General features: G+C 72.0%; 12 protein-coding genes and 1 pseudogene. 5 read left to right on the forward strand and 8 right to left on the reverse strand.

Translation table 11 applies throughout. From position 1 onward, the window contains the following. Positions 1-33: 33 nt before the first annotated feature. A pseudogene (locus JS521_RS26485) lies at positions 34-339 on the reverse strand (hypothetical protein); the annotation flags it as partial. Positions 340-537: 198 nt separating this feature from the next. Here JS521_RS26485 and JS521_RS26490 point away from each other — a divergent pair. Next, positions 538-1,062, forward strand: coding sequence for a hypothetical protein (locus JS521_RS26490; protein WP_205085490.1), 525 nt, complete (start codon positions 538-540; stop codon positions 1,060-1,062). Between the two features lie 16 nt (positions 1,063-1,078). Here JS521_RS26490 and JS521_RS26495 read toward each other — a convergent pair whose 3' ends face one another. Genes JS521_RS26495 through JS521_RS26505 form a run of 3 tightly spaced genes read right to left on the reverse strand, consistent with a single transcriptional unit; the run spans position 1,079 to position 3,478 of the window. Then, the gene (locus JS521_RS26495) at positions 1,079-1,855 is read right to left on the reverse strand and encodes an enoyl-CoA hydratase/isomerase family protein (RefSeq protein WP_205085491.1); all 777 of its coding nucleotides are present in this window, start codon (positions 1,853-1,855) and stop codon (positions 1,079-1,081) included. A 3-nt stretch (positions 1,856-1,858) separates the two neighbouring features. Next, positions 1,859-2,314 (reverse strand): Zn-ribbon domain-containing OB-fold protein, encoded by a 456-nt coding sequence (locus JS521_RS26500; RefSeq protein ID WP_205085499.1) that lies wholly within the window; start codon positions 2,312-2,314, stop codon positions 1,859-1,861. A 15-nt stretch (positions 2,315-2,329) separates the two neighbouring features. Then, positions 2,330-3,478: a lipid-transfer protein gene (locus JS521_RS26505; protein WP_205085492.1), complete on the reverse strand. Its 1,149-nt coding sequence runs from the start codon at positions 3,476-3,478 to the stop codon at positions 2,330-2,332. 100 nt (positions 3,479-3,578) lie between these two features. Between JS521_RS26505 and JS521_RS26510 the strand changes: the two genes are divergently transcribed. Beyond that, positions 3,579-5,132 carry a FadD3 family acyl-CoA ligase gene (locus JS521_RS26510; RefSeq protein ID WP_205085493.1) on the forward strand — a complete coding sequence of 518 codons (1,554 nt, stop codon included), beginning with the start codon at positions 3,579-3,581 and terminating at the stop codon, positions 5,130-5,132. Positions 5,133-5,271: 139 nt separating this feature from the next. On the opposite strand, the gene JS521_RS26515 is transcribed toward JS521_RS26510, so the two are convergent. Together JS521_RS26515 and afsR are read right to left on the reverse strand one after the other, a co-directional pair. Further along, complete coding sequence (locus JS521_RS26515) at positions 5,272-5,451, reverse strand: hypothetical protein (protein ID WP_205085494.1); 180 nt, start codon at positions 5,449-5,451, stop codon at positions 5,272-5,274. A gap of 204 nt (positions 5,452-5,655) precedes the next feature. Beyond that, positions 5,656-8,610, reverse strand: coding sequence for an SARP-family global regulator AfsR (afsR, locus tag JS521_RS26520; protein WP_205085495.1), 2,955 nt, complete (start codon positions 8,608-8,610; stop codon positions 5,656-5,658). 299 nt (positions 8,611-8,909) lie between these two features. Between afsR and JS521_RS26525 the strand changes: the two genes are divergently transcribed. Further along, positions 8,910-10,130 (forward strand): amidohydrolase family protein, encoded by a 1,221-nt coding sequence (locus JS521_RS26525; RefSeq protein WP_205085496.1) that lies wholly within the window; start codon positions 8,910-8,912, stop codon positions 10,128-10,130. Positions 10,131-10,190: 60 nt separating this feature from the next. Here the strand turns inward: JS521_RS26525 and JS521_RS26530 are convergent, their stop codons facing one another. Beyond that, complete coding sequence (locus JS521_RS26530) at positions 10,191-11,018, reverse strand: MerR family transcriptional regulator (protein ID WP_205085497.1); 828 nt, start codon at positions 11,016-11,018, stop codon at positions 10,191-10,193. Positions 11,019-11,197: 179 nt separating this feature from the next. Then, positions 11,198-11,401 (reverse strand): cold-shock protein, encoded by a 204-nt coding sequence (locus tag JS521_RS26535; RefSeq protein WP_003967102.1) that lies wholly within the window; start codon positions 11,399-11,401, stop codon positions 11,198-11,200. A 353-nt stretch (positions 11,402-11,754) separates the two neighbouring features. Between JS521_RS26535 and JS521_RS26540 the strand changes: the two genes are divergently transcribed. Together JS521_RS26540 and JS521_RS26545 are read left to right on the forward strand one after the other, a co-directional pair. Next, positions 11,755-12,636: a menaquinone biosynthetic enzyme MqnA/MqnD family protein gene (locus tag JS521_RS26540; protein WP_205085498.1), complete on the forward strand. Its 882-nt coding sequence runs from the start codon at positions 11,755-11,757 to the stop codon at positions 12,634-12,636. A gap of 340 nt (positions 12,637-12,976) precedes the next feature. Further along, positions 12,977-14,346, forward strand: a 1,370-nt coding sequence (locus tag JS521_RS26545; RefSeq protein WP_239487862.1) for a serine/threonine-protein kinase, incomplete at its 3' end; no start/stop codon positions are given.

Here is a 14,346-nt window from a genome sequence, read left to right on the forward strand (position 1 = left end):
GGGGGTGGTTTAGGTGTATAAGAGCCAGACCCGCGACCCCGCCGCCTGCCCCTGACGGACCATCCACAGGATCGTGAAGCCGAGTACCACCAGGCCCGCGAGGGCGACCACGAGCCGGGACCGGAGCACCACGCCCAAGCTCACCAGCAGCGCCGCCGCCAGGAACGGCAGCAGGATCGAGACCAGCACCCCCGACTCCACCGGAGTGATCCCCTCGAAGAGGTCCCGCACCCCGTAGTCCCGCCCGACCCGCCCGCCGTACCAGTCGCGGAACGGGCTCAGCACGGCGGAGGCGGCCCCGGCCAGGGCGACGACGGAGCCGAGGATGTTGCGGATCATCGTCAGTCCTCCAGGGGCGTACGCGAACGGCCCCCGTCACCGACGCTACGCCGGGAGGATCACCCCCGCCACGCAGACCATGACCAGACCGTGACAGGGTCATGACCCGAACAGGGAGTCCCGCACGGCATGCTGGGGGTCACACAGCACGCCATCGGACTCGACGTACGGCAACGAAACTCAAGGGGGGCTGCATCCATGATGCGGCGACAGATGAAACTCGCGGCGGTCCTGGTCGTGGTGGTGCTCGCGCTCACCGGATTCACCACCACCTCCACCAGCGGCGGCAAGGGCAAGAGCGGAAAGAGCAGCAGCTCGGGCGGCGGTGGCTGCTCCAGCTCGAAGAAGAGCAACAACGGCTACCGCGACACGGACTACGACGACGACCACGACGACTCCTCGTCCTCCGGCTCGTCCTACGGCACCCCGACGCCTTCCGCGTCCGACGCCCCCGCCGTCCGGGTGATCCGCTGCGCCACGCCGCGCAAGGGCAAGCGCAAGGCGGTCACCTCGTCGCTGGTCGAGCTGCGGGCGAACGAGCCGGGCTCGCAGGCGTACGAGATCGACGTGCGGTTCGTCGACGCTGTGGGCAACACCGTGGACACCGCCGAGACCACCGCGAATCTCGACGGCGGCGAGGTGCGCACCCTCACCGTACGGATGGAGAGCCCCGGCAAGGTGTCCAAGGTCAAGCGCTGCGAAGTGACCGCAAAGGTGGTCTGACCGCACGGTCACCCGCTCACCGCACCCGAGGCGCCCCGCCCCCGCCCCGCGCCGCGAACAGCTCCGCCTGCCGGTCCGGGGGCAGGTTGCCCAGGGCGACCAGCGCCGGGGCCTGGGCCATCGCCTGCGTACGGGCGGCCTCCTTCGCCGCCCACACCGCCCGGACCGTGCCCTGCACCGCGTCCGTCGGGTATCCGGCGATCACGGCCGCCGCCCGCAGCGCCGCCGCCACCGCGCCGCCCGGCTCCGTCACCTCGCTGACCAGCCCGACCGCGTACGCCCGCTCGGCGCTCACCCGTTCCGCGGTGCCCATCAGGGACATCCGGGCGACCTCCCCGTACGGCATCCGCTGGGCCATCGCGATCGCCTCGTACGCCGAGACCATCCCGTACGTCGTGTGCGGGTCGAAGAAGGTCGCCTCCCGGGACGCGACGACGAACTCCGCCTCCCCCAGCAGGTAGAACGCCCCGCCGCACGCCATCCCCTCCACGGCCGCGATCACCGGCTTCCACAGGTCGTTCGCCTTGGGTCCGATGCGCAGGAGGGGATCGTCGAGGGCGTACGGGGAGGGAGGCTGGGGGACCTCGACGCCCCGGTCGATCCCCGTACAGAAGGCACGCGTCCCGGCCCCGGTGAGGACGGCGGCCCGTACGCTTTCGTCGTACCGTAACTCCCGCCACAGCGCGGCAAGTTCCCCGGCGGTGTCCAGGTCGATCGCGTTGAGCTTCGCCGGCCGGTCCAGGGTGACGAGCGCAAGCCCGGTGTCCTTGTCCCTCTCCGTGCGCAGGGCCATCGCTCACCGCTCCAGGAGCCAGCGCACGAGCGTCACTTGGTCCCCGGGCCCCGCCGGGCAGAACGCGGCCCGCACCGGAGCCCCGATCCGCAGCCGCGCCGGATCGACGGAGTTCAGCGGCGCATCGGGGGAGGCGACGACGTTCCCGGCCATCCGGATCCGCGGGGCGTCGGCCAGCTCCACCAACACCGCGTTGTACGGGGCCTGTTCGGCGTAGGCGGGCAGGAGTGGCGGATGTGGGACGACGTACGACCAGAGCCGCCCGCGCCCGCTCATCAGCCGCCAGTCACTGTCGAAGGACCCGCAGTGCGGGCAGCAGGGCCGGGGCGGGAAGCGGAGCTCGCCGCAGGCGGGGGAGGCGCAGGCCTGGACGCGGAGTTCGCCCCGGGCGGCGTACTCCCAGAAGGGTGCGCCGTCCTCGTCGATGACGGGCAGCAGCAGGGAATCGGCATCGGACATGCTCATGGGATCGCCTCAACTCCTCAGCAGGACAGCGGATGTCGGCACGCCCTCACCGGCGGTGACCAGGCAGGTGGCGGCGTCCGGCACCTGGGCGGTAGAGGTGCCGCGCAGTTGCTTGACGCCCTCGGTGATGAGGTTGAACCCGTGGACGTACGCCTCGCTGAGACCGCCTCCGCCGGTGTTGACGGGCAGCCGCCCGCCGCTCTCCAGGGCCCCGCCCTCGGTGAACGCGCCGCCCTCGCCGCGCGCGCAGAAGCCGTAGCCCTCCAGGGAGAGCGGGACGAGCGGGGTGAACGCGTCGTAGATCTGGGCCACATGCACGTCGTCCGGCCCGAAGTCGGCTTGCTTCCACAGCTGTCGGGCCGCCGTCCAGGCGGGTCCGGTGAGCGGGTCGTCGTTCCAGTAGTTGACCATTCCGTGGTGCTGGGCGGGTAGTCCCTGGGCGACGGAGTGGAGGTAGACGGGCTTCTGCCGGCAGTCGCGGGCGCGTTCGGCGGAGACGATGACGCAGGCCAACGCCCCGTCCGTCTCCAGGCAGTTGTCGAAGAGGCAGAGCGGTTCGCTGATCCAGCGGGAGGTCATGTACATCTCGCGGGTCAGCGGCCGGTCGTACATGATCGCGTCCGGGTTCTGGTTGGCCCGGTTGCGGCAGGCGAGGGCGACGTTGAAGAGGTGGTCGCGGGTGGCCCCGTACTCGTGCATGTAGCGCCGGGCGAGCATGCCGATCTCGTCGGCGGGACGGAGCAGCCCGTAGGGCCGGGTCCACTGTGCGGGGGTGGGGAGTTGGACGGCGGTGTTCTTCCACGGGCGGGGGCCCGACCCGCGCTTCCGGGACCGCCAGGCGACCCCGACGCTCGCCTGCCCGGTGGCGATGGCGGCGGCGAGCAGGCCGAGGGTGGCGCAGGAGCCGCCCCCGCCGTACCCGACCTTGGAGAAGAAGGTGACGTCCCCGGCCCCGATCGCCTTGGCGACCTCGACCTCGTCGGTCTCCTCCATGGTGTACGAGGCGAAGCCGTCGACCTCCGAGGGCGCGATGCCCGCGTCGTCGAGGGCGGCCAGGATCGCCCGGCAGGCGAGCGTCTTCTCGGACTCCGGGAGCCGTTTCGCGAAGGCTGTCTGTCCTATCCCGGCTATCGCCGTCGCGTCCTTGAGCGTCGCCATCCGCTGACCTCCCGCACTGTCGCGCCTGCTGACAGCGGCAGAGGCTACCGCTAATCTGACGGATAGTCAGCTAGTGCGGCGGCGGGAAGGCGGGCGCGTGATGCGGGGCGACGAGGAGTGGGGCAACATCCCGGGGCTGGTACGTGCGGCGGCGGAGCGCTACGGCCCGGCCGAAGCGGTGGCCGACGGCCGCACCCGGCTCTCGTACGCCGAACTCGGCGACCGGGTGGAGCGTGCGGCGGCCGCGTGCATCGACGCCGGGGTGGAGCCGGGCGACCGGGTGGCGATCTGGGCCCCGAACACGACGGAGTGGATCGTCTCGGCGCTGGGCGCGGTGAGCGCGGGCGCGGTGCTGGTCCCTCTCAACACCCGCTTCAAGGGCACGGAGGCGGCGTACATCCTGCGACGCAGCCGGGCGAGGCTGCTGTTCGTGACGGGCACGTTCCTGGGCACGTCGTACGTGGCGTCGCTGCGCCGGGCGGAGGTGAAGCTGCCGGACCTGGAGCGGGTGGTGGTGCTGGCGGACACGGCCCCGGAGGACTACACGAGCTGGCCGGACTTCCTGGCGGGCGGGGCGGACGTACCGGTCTCCGCCGTACGGGAACGGGCGGCGGCCATCGCCCCGTCCGCCCCCTCGGACATCATCTACACCTCGGGCACCACGGGAGCCCCCAAGGGTGCGGTGATCACCCACGCGCAGACGCTGCGCGCGTACGAGATCTGGAGCGAGCTGGCGGGCCTGCGCGAGGGCGACCGCTACCTGATCGTGAACCCGTTCTTCCACACCTTCGGCTACAAGGCGGGGATCATCGCCTGCCTGATGCGGGGGGCCGTGATGGTGCCGCAGCCGGTGTTCAACGTGGACACGGTGCTGGCGAACATCGCGGCGGAACGCATCTCGGTCCTGCCCGGCCCGCCGACCCTCCACCAGTCCCTGCTGGACCACCCGGCACGCGCGGCGCACGACCTGTCGGCCCTGCGCCTGGTCGTCACCGGGGCGGCGGTGGTCCCCCTCCAGCTCGTGGAACGCCTGCGCAACGAACTGCACATCGCCACGGTCCTCACGGCGTACGGCCTCTCCGAGGCGAGCGGCATCGTCACGATGTGCCGCAGGGGAGACGCACCGGAGATCGTGGCGACGACCTCGGGCCGCGCGATCCCCGGCACCGAGATCCGCGTCCTGGCGGAACCGGGCACGCCGGGCGAGGTCCAGGTCCGCGGCTTCACCGTGATGACCGGCTACTACGAGGACCCGGACACGACGGCCGCCACGATGACCGACGACGGCTGGCTCCGCACCGGCGACGTGGGCGTCCTGGACGCGGCGGGCAACCTCAGGATCACGGACCGGATCAAGGACATGTTCATCGTGGGCGGCTTCAACGCGTACCCGGCCGAGATAGAACAGCTCCTCGGCCTCCACCCGGACGTGGCCGACGTCGCGGTCATCGGCGTCCCGGACCCGAGGCTGGGCGAGGTCGGCAAGGCGTACGCGGTCCGCCGCCGGGGCGCGACGCTCACCGCGGACGACCTGATCGCCTGGTCCCGCCGCGAGATGGCGAACTTCAAGGTCCCGAGGGCGGTGGAGTTCGTCCCGGAGCTCCCGCGCAACGCGAGCGGCAAGGTGGTGAAGGGGGAGCTGCGGGGGCTGTAGGAGCCGGTGCCGGACATGCGGGAGGGGCCCGAGTGCTTCCCCCGACTCGGGCCCCTCACACATTCCCCCGTACCGCGACCGCGGCGGCTCCCCCTCGGCGTCGCCTCGGTCGCTTCCCCCGTATCCCCGTCGGGAAGGTCTAGTTGGCGGGCTCGCCCGTGGCGTGGTTGTCGAGCGGCTTCACGGTGCCGCCGGTCGCGTGGTTGTCGAGCGGCTTCACGGTGCCGCCGGTCGCGTGGTTGTCCTGCGGCTTGGCTTCCCCGCCGGTGGCGTGGTTGTCGAGCGGCTTGACGACCGGCATGTTCTTCGCATCGCTCATGGTGTTCTCCAGCTTCCTGAATAGCTGTGCACGGACTCGACGAGCCCGCCCGGCAACTCCCCCGTCGGGTTGCCGGGCGGGTGTCATCTGGCCGTTCAACGTACCTTTACGGCCAAAACCGCTCCGTCTGCCCCCCGACGCGACGGAACGACTGGGACCACAGTGTCGGTACGCGATAAACGAATGATGAACGCTCGCCACCGGTCATCCGGGGAGCGTTGGCACCAGCAACATTCGTACCGCTTCGATCTCTGCCGAGCCGAGCGTCTCGTATATGTCCAGCGCTTCGCGCCAGCACACCTGGGCGCGGCCCGGCTGCCCTATCTCGCTCAGCGCCCGGCCAAGAACGGTGAGGACGTTGCCGCGTCGCCACTCCCCGCCGATGCCGCGCAGGATCGCGAGAGCCTGTTCGGACTTCGTGGCTGCCTGCGCCGGAAGGCCGGCCGCCAGGTCCACCTCCGCCAGACGGAACGTCGCCATACCCTCCCAGAGGCGTTGTCGACTGTCCCGGAACACCGCCAGTGCGTCGTGGAGTTGCTCCGTCGCATCGGCGAACCGGCCGCTCTGCGTGAGAGCCAGCCCCAGAGCGTAACGGCCGTTCGCGCCGCGCAGTGCGTGGCCCAGCTCGTCGTAGATGTCTATACCCTGCTGGGCCAGGGCCACCGCGCTCGTGGTGTTCCCCATCGCCAGATGGATGCGGGAGAGGTTGCACAGGGCGCTCGCCTCGCCCGGGCGGTTGCCGTCGGCCCGGAAGTTGTCGATGGCCTGCTTCAGGTACGCCTCTCCCTCCGCGTGGCGGTTCTTGTACAGCGCGATGATGCCGAGGTCGTTCGGAGCCCAGCAGCTCGGCAGCGGATCGTCCACGGCGTGGGCGAGCCGCATGGCACGCTGCGCGTCCCGCTCAGCCTGGTCGAAACGACCCGCGACCAGGCGCGCGTTGGTGAGGGTGATCAGCGCCCGCCCCTCGGCCCGCGCGTCGTCGCTGGACTGCGCCAGATCGCGCATCGTGATCGCCGCGGCCTCGTACTGCTTGGAGTTCGCGCCCGACTCCGCGAGGTCCTTGGTGGCCCAGAGCAGATCGACTGCCCGGCGTACAGCACCGGGCCCCGACGACTGACGTACGCAGGCGAGCAGCGAGTTGGCCTCCGTGTAGAGCCAGTCCTGAGCGCTGTGCCGGTCGGCGAACGTCAGCCCGCTGTACTGCGTGGGCTCGCGGTGATCGGCCAGCCGGTCCCCCGGCCGCTCCAGCGCATACACCCCCGCAGCCGTCGCCAGATAGAAGTCCAGCAGCCGCGACAACGCCGACTCCCGCTCCACCGCCCGCTCGTCCCGCTCCGCGCACGCACGCGCGTAGAGGCGGACCAGGTCGTGGTAGCGGTAGCGGCCCGGGGCCGCGGACTCCACCAGGCTCGTGTCGACCAGGGCCTCCAGGAGGTCCTCCGCCGCGTGCGGGTCCAGGTCCAGCAGGGCGGCGGCCGCGGCGAGGGAGATGTCCGGGCCGTCCGCGAGGCCCAGGAGGCGGAAGGCCCGGGCCTGGGCCGGTTCCAGTTGGCCGTAGCCGAGTTCGAACGTGGCCTTCACCGCGAGGTCCCCCGCCTGGAGCTCGTCCAGGCGGCGCCGCTCGTCCGCGAGCTTCGCGGCGAGCACCGACACCGTCCAGGTGCGGCGCGCCGCCAGGCGGGAGGCGGCGATGCGGATGGCCAGGGGCAGGAAGCCGCACGCGGCCACCACGTCCAGGGCCGCCTTCCGCTCCGCGCCCACCCGCTCCGCGCCCACGATCCGGGTGAAGAGCTGGAGCGCCTCCTCCGGCGACATCACGTCCAGATCCACCAGATGCGCCCCGGCCAGGTCGACCATCCGCACCCGGCTCGTCACCAGCGCCGCGCACCCCGGCGTACCGGGCAGCAACGGGCGGATCTGGGCCGCGTCATGGGCGTTGTCCAGGAGGATCAGGATGCGGCGGCCGTCCAGCGTCGAGCGGTACAGCGCGGCCCGCTCGTCCAGCGTGTCCGGGATCGCCGAGTCCGCCGTGCCCAGCGCGCGCAGGAACGAGCCGAGGACCGTCTCCGGCTCCGCCGCCCGCGCTCCCGCGCCCTGGAGGTCCACGTACAACTGCCCGTCCGGGAAGTGCCGGCGGGCCTGGTGCGCGACGTGTACCGCCAGGGTCGTCTTGCCCACGCCCCCGATCCCGGCCACCGCCGAGACCGCCATGACCGAGCCCTCCGCCGTGGCCAGCCGGCCGCCCAGCTCCGCCACGAACGCCGACCGGCCGGTGAAGTCGGGTACGGTGGCGGGGAGCTGCGCCGGCTTCAACGGCGCGGGCGCGGGCGCCGGTTCGTCCGCCGGGCGGGCCAGCTCCTCGTCGGCGCGCAGGATCCGCTGCTGGAGCTGGGCCAGTTCGGGGCGCGGGTCCACGCCCAGCTCCTCCGCGAGGAGCCGCCGCGTGTCCGCGTACACCGCGAGCGCCTCGGCCTGCCGGCCGCTGCGGTACAGCGCCACCATCAGCAGCTCGCGCAGCCGCTCCCGCAGCGGGTGCGCCGCGGTGAGCGCGGTCAGCTCGGACACCGCCTCCGCGTGGCAGCCGACCTCCAGGTCCAGGTCGAGCCGCGTCTCGGTGAGCTGGAGCCGCCACTCCTCCAGCCGGGTGCGCTGGTTGTCCGCGTACGGGCCGGGCACGGAGGCCAGCGCCTCGCCGTCCCACAGGCCCAGCACCTTGTTGATCAGGGTGCGCGCCTGGCACCGGTCCCCGGCCGCCCGCGCCTTCTCCGCCTCGGCCGCCAGGTCCTGGGCCAGGGTGAGGTCCAGTGCGCCCCGGTCGATCCGGATCGCGTACCCGCCCGACTCGCTCACCAGGGTGTCCTGGCCCAGGATCTTGCGCAGCCGGGAGGCGTATGTCCGGATCGTGGCCAGCGCCTGCGAGGGCGGGTCCTCGCCCCAGAACGCGTCGATCAGCTCGCCCGCGGTGGCCGTCCGCCCCTCACGCAGCAGCAGCGCGGTCAGCAGGGCGCGCTGCTGGGGCGAGCCGGAGGAGAGCAGCTCCGAGCCCCGCCAGGCCCGTACGGGGCCGAGCACGGTGAACCTGAGAGCGTCCGCCGTAACCGGTTTCTCCGGAGCGCGCTGCTCCGGTACGCGCACGCGTGGCCCGCTGTCACGGTCCATTGACGCCCCCCTGTCCCGCTCGTCCTGCTCGCCTGCCGGTCCCGCTCGTCTGCGGATCCTGCCGGTGGTGCCCGCGCCCGAATGTCCGCCCTGCGCCGAAGTGCGGTGCGCATCCGGATGGCGCGGTACCGCTGGTATCGCGCTCAACAGTCTGCCTTGTCTCGGGTGGACACGTCAGCAGTGGGTGACGCTCTGCACAAGCCCTCGACAACGATTGGGGAACCGTGCCCGCACCCTGCCCGTCGCGAATGCGCGCACAATTACTGACGGGTCGTCAGATCGACGCTACCGTGGAACGCATGGAGACCTTCCCGAAGATCATCTCGGTGGACGACCACACGGTGGAGCCCGCTCATGTCTGGCGGGACCGGCTCCCGTCCAAATACGCCGACTCCGGCCCGCGCATCGTCCGCGCGCCCCTGAAGGAAATGACCTTCCTCGGGGGGAAGTTCGCGCCCGTGATGGGCGCCAAGGGCGACGACGGGCCGGTGGGCGACTGGTGGGTGTACGAGGACCTGCACCGCCCGCTCACCCGCCTGGACACGGCCGTCGGCTACGACAGGGACGAGATCAAGCTGGAGATCATCACCTACGAGCAGATGCGCCCCGGCTCCTTCTCGGTCCCGGACCGGCTCGCCGACATGGACGTCAACCACGTCCAGTCCGCGCTCTGTTTCCCGACCTTCCCGCGCTTCTGCGGGCAGACGTTCACCGAGGCGAAGGACCGCGAGCTGGGGCTCCTCGGGGTGCGCGCCTACAACGACTGGATGGTGGAGGAGTGGTGCGGCCCCGAGGCGCACGGCCGCCTCATCCCGCTCACCCTCGTCCCGCTGTGGGACGCGGAACTCGCCGCCGCCGAGGTACGGCGCAATGCCGCGCGGGGCGTGCGCGCCGTCGCGTTCTCCGAGATACCTCCCCATCTCGGGCTTCCGTCCATACATGCGGACGACTGGGATCCGTTCCTCGCGGCCTGCGACGAGACGGGCACCGTCATCGCCATGCACATCGGCTCCTCGTCGCGGATGCCGTCCACCTCCGCCGACGCCCCGCCCGCCGTCGGCTCCACCATCACCTTCGCCAACTGCTGCTTCTCGATGGTCGACTGGCTGATGAGCGGCAAGTTCGAACGCTTCCCCAACCTGAAGATCATGTACGCGGAGGGGCAGATCGGCTGGATCCCGTACATCCTGGAACGCGCCGACGTGGTCTGGGAGGAGAACCGGGCCTGGGGCGGCGTCGCCGACAAGGTCCACCGCCCGCCGTCCGAACTCTTCGCCGAGCACGTCTACGGCTGCTTCTTCGACGACGCCTTCGGGCTGAAGAACCTCGACGCGATCGGCGTCGGCAACGTCCTGTACGAGACGGACTACCCGCACTCCGACTCCACCTGGCCCCGCTCCCGCGAGGTCGGCGAGGAGCAGATGGGCCACCTCGCCCCGGACGTCGTCGACCGGATCGTGCGCGGCAACGCGATCGAGCTGCTGGGGCTCACGGAGGACGGGCTCTGGGCGGGCCCTTGAGCCTGCGGTGGGTACGGGGAGGGGGCCGTGACCCCCTCCCCGTACGGCGGGCCCCGCGCGTCAGGCCTTCGCCACCGGCTCCTGAAGTTCCGTCACCCACTGCCCGCGGTCCGGCGGGCACTCCAGGTTGACCTCGCGGGCGTACCCCGTGGAGCGGTAGCCGTTGGCCTCCAGCCAGCGGGCCAGGGTGTGGGTCGCCGGCAGGACGTCGTCCATCGCGCCCCTGTGCACGATCGTCGCCGCCTCGAACGCCGGCAGCTCCACCACCCGCACCCCTGTGTCCCCGAGCGCGCCCACCGGGGCCGACACGGTCACCCCGGCGTGCACGACGATCCCGCCGCCGCCCCCGTGCTCGTCCTCGTACCGCGCGATCCCGGGACCGGTGGGCCGGACGCCCGCGCCCTCCAGGAGCGGGAACAACCGCTCGTACAGCGGGCTGATCGCCGGTCCGATGTCCTCGGGCTGGTAGCTCGCGGCCGTCCCGGTCAGCTCGGCCACCCGGACCGCCGGAACGGTCTTGATCACGACGTCGTCGGCAGGCATGTGCCCCTCGCTCTCGATCGACCGGAGCCTCGCCTCGACCCGGGCCAGCCGCGCCGTCGCCGCAGCCGCCGCCTCCGCCAGCTCCGCCCGCCGCAGCCGCAGCATGCCGCGCAGCTCCTCCGGACCCACCTGCTCGTCCAGGACCGCCCCCACCTGCTGGAGCGTGAAGCCGAGGTCCTTGAGCGCGATGATCCGGTTGAGCCGCGCGAGCTGGGCCGCGCCGTAGAAGCGGTAGCCGGTGGCGGGGTCGGTGCGGTCCGGGCGCAGCAGCCCGATGGCGTCGTAATGACGCAGCATCCGGGGCGACACCCGCCCGTACCGGGCGAAGTCTCCGATGGTGAACATGATGGCTCCCACAGGACCCCTTCACACGGGGTCAAGGTCAAGCGTCGCCGGGCGGGCCCCGGACCGTAGGGCCGAGTACCGGACCGTATACAGGCAGGAGCCCCGTTCCCCCGCCGAAGCGGGGGAGCGGGGCTCCTTGGGTACTGCTATGTACGGCCGCGATCGACCGACCCGGGCAACTAGGCCGGGGTGACGTTCTCAGCCTGCGGACCCTTGGGCCCCTGAGTGACGTCGAAGTTCACGACCTGGTTCTCCTCGAGGGAGCGGAACCCGGACGCGTTGATCGCGGAGTAGTGAACGAAGACATCCGGGCCGCCGCCGTCCTGGGCGATGAAGCCGAAGCCCTTTTCAGCGTTGAACCACTTGACGGTTCCGGTAGCCATAAGCCCTCCTTGGGCCAAAGGGTTGCCCTGCTCCAGAACCTGCAAACAAGTCTGAAAACTACAAAAGCCTGCGGGTTACATGCTCCGCAGGCTCTGTACTGCAAGGGAAACCAAACTGCAACTTGCGGGCGAGCCTAGCACGCAGTCTCCGGAGAGCGGTAGAGGGAAAGATCACTTCACTCGAAGGTTTGACCACCCCTGTCGGGCGTCCGGCGGGTGGGCCGCGCGAGGGCCGTACGAGGGACTCCGGCAGGCCCTCCGCCAGGGGCGCGGGGCGTAGTGCGGGCGGGGCGCGGGACGGGGCGCGCGGCCCCGGTGGTGCTCACGGGCGGATGCGGGTCTAGCCTCGCGATGTGGACAATTCAACCGTCTCCCCCCGCGAAGGCGACGACGACCGTCGCAGCCGGCCCCGCGTCGGCCACATCCAGTTCCTGAACTGCCTCCCCCTCTACTGGGGCCTGGCGCGGACCGGAACCCTGCTCGACCTGGAGCTCTCCAAGGACACCCCGGAGCGGCTCAGCGAGCAGCTGATCAGGGGGGACCTGGACATCGGCCCGGTCACCCTCGTGGAGTACCTGCGCAACGCCGACGACCTGGTGGCCTTCCCCGACATCGCGGTCGGCTGCGACGGGCCCGTCATGTCCTGCGTGATCGTCTCCCAGCTCCCGCTGGAGCAGCTCGACCGGGCCCGGGTCGCCCTCGGCTCGACCTCCCGCACCTCGGTGCGCCTGGCGCAGCTGCTGCTCGCCGAGCGCTACGGCGTCCGGCCCGACTACTACACCTGCCCGCCCGACCTGGGCCTGATGATGCAGGAGGCGGACGCCGCCGTGCTGATCGGCGACGCCGCGCTGCGCGCCAACCTGCACGACGCCCCGCGCCTCGGGCTCCAGGTCCACGACCTGGGCCAGATGTGGAAGGAGTGGACGGGGCTGCCGTTCGTCTTCGCCGTCTGGGCGGCCCGCAAGGACTTCCTCGCCGCGCACCCCGAGCGGACCGCCCAGGTCCACGAGGCGTTCCTGGCCTCCCGGGACCTCTCGCTGGAGGAGGTCACCAAGGTCGCGGAGCAGGCGGCCCGCTGGGAGGCCTTCGACGCGGAGGTGCTGGAGCGGTACTTCACGACCCTCGACTTCCGCTTCGGCCCGGACCAGCTGGCCGGCGTCCGCGAGTTCGCCCGCCGTACGGGCCGGGACACCGGATACCCGGCCGACGTCCATGTGGAGCTGCTCGGCGGCTGAAGCCGGCCCGCCCGCACCTGGGAAAGGAGGGAATTCCCTTTCCCGTTCCTGGGCCTCACGGATACGCCTCTCGGATACGCGTCCCTGATACGCCTCTCGGATACGCCCGCCGGCCACGGAAAGGCGGGCGGCGCAACAACACATTCGCGCCTTTTCCCGGGGCGAAAAGATCCCCTCCTGACCGGAGAAGGGGGAATGGTCCGGCCGTTTCCCGGTGACCGCGCCGGTGGCGCCCCCTAGGCTTCGGTCCGGGTCCGGACCGGTCACAGGGATTCCGGAGCGTCCAGAGGGAATACCGTCCACGGGTCCACCGTCCGCAGGGATCACAGGGGGAGTCCATATGCAGCCGCTGGAAGCGGGCGAACCGCACACCATCGGTGCCTACCGGCTGCTCGGCAGGCTCGGCGCGGGCGGTATGGGCCGGGTCTACCTCGGGCGCAGCGCCGGCGGCCGTACGGTCGCGGTGAAAGTGGTCCACCCGCACTTCGCCCTGGACGAGCAGTTCCGTGCCCGGTTCCGGCGCGAGGTGGAGTCCGCCCGGCGTATCGGCGCCCAGTGGACCGCCCCTGTCCTGGACGCCGACCCGGACGCCCCGGTGCCGTGGGTGGCCACCGGTTACGTCGCAGGTCCCCCGCTCTCCCAGGCGATCACCGAGCACGGCTCGCTGCCCGAGCACGCGGTACGCACCCTGGGCGCGGGGCTCGCCGAGGCCCTCGCGGCCGTCCACGCCCAGGGCATCGTCCACCGCGACGTGAAGCCCTCCAACGTGCTGCTCGCCCTCGACGGCCCCCGCCTCATCGACTTCGGCATCGCCCGGGCCCTCGGCGCGAGCGTCTCGCTCACCTCCTCCGGGGTCTCCGTCGGCTCGCCCGGCTACATGGCGCCCGAGCAGATCCGCGGCCGGGACGTCTCCGGTGCGGCGGACGTCTTCTCGCTGGGCGCGGTCCTCGCGTACGCGGCGACGGGCGCGGCCCCCTTCCCGGGTGACTCCTCCGCCGTACTCCTCTACAAGGTGGTCCACGAGGAACCCGAACTGGGCGACCTGGAGGGCGAACTGCGCGACGTGGTCGCGGGCTGCCTCGCCAAGGACCCGGCGGACCGGCCGGCCCCGGCCGACCTCGCCCGGGCGCTGGCTCCCGGCGGGGCGGCGGCGATGGTGGCGGGCGGCTGGCGGCGGGGCCGGCTGGTGCGTGAGGTCAGCCGGTCGGCGGTGGCGCTGCTGGACCTGGAGCCGCAGGACGCGCCGGTGCAGTCGGGTCCTGTGCCCTTCAGCAGCGCGTCGCTGGGGGCGGGGGCCGGGCCCCGCCCCTGGCCGGGGCCCGGGGCCGCACCGGGCCGGCCCGGCGAGTTCGGCCCGCCCGCCCCGAACCCGCGGGAAGCGTCGTACGGGACACCGCGACCGCAGGAAGCCTCGCAGGAAGCGTTGCGGGAAGCACCGGGCCGGACACCGCACCCGCCGCAAGCGCCGCAGGAAGCGTCGCAGGACGATGTGCCCTACCGGACGCCGCACCCGCAGGACGACGCGTACGGCACGCCGCATCCGCAGGACGATCAGGACGATTACGGGACGCCGCCCCCTCCTCCGCCCCCGCCCCCCCAGCCACCCCCGCCGCCGGCGGCGCCCCCCCCCCCCCCCCGCCCCCCCTCGGCTGGCTCGTCGGCAACCTCAACGGCCGCGACTGGCAACAGGCCGCGCCCCTCGCGTACGCC

The sequence above is a fragment of the Streptomyces durocortorensis genome (genome assembly GCF_016901035.1).
In the GTDB taxonomy this organism is placed as follows: domain Bacteria; phylum Actinomycetota; class Actinomycetes; order Streptomycetales; family Streptomycetaceae; genus Streptomyces; species Streptomyces durocortorensis.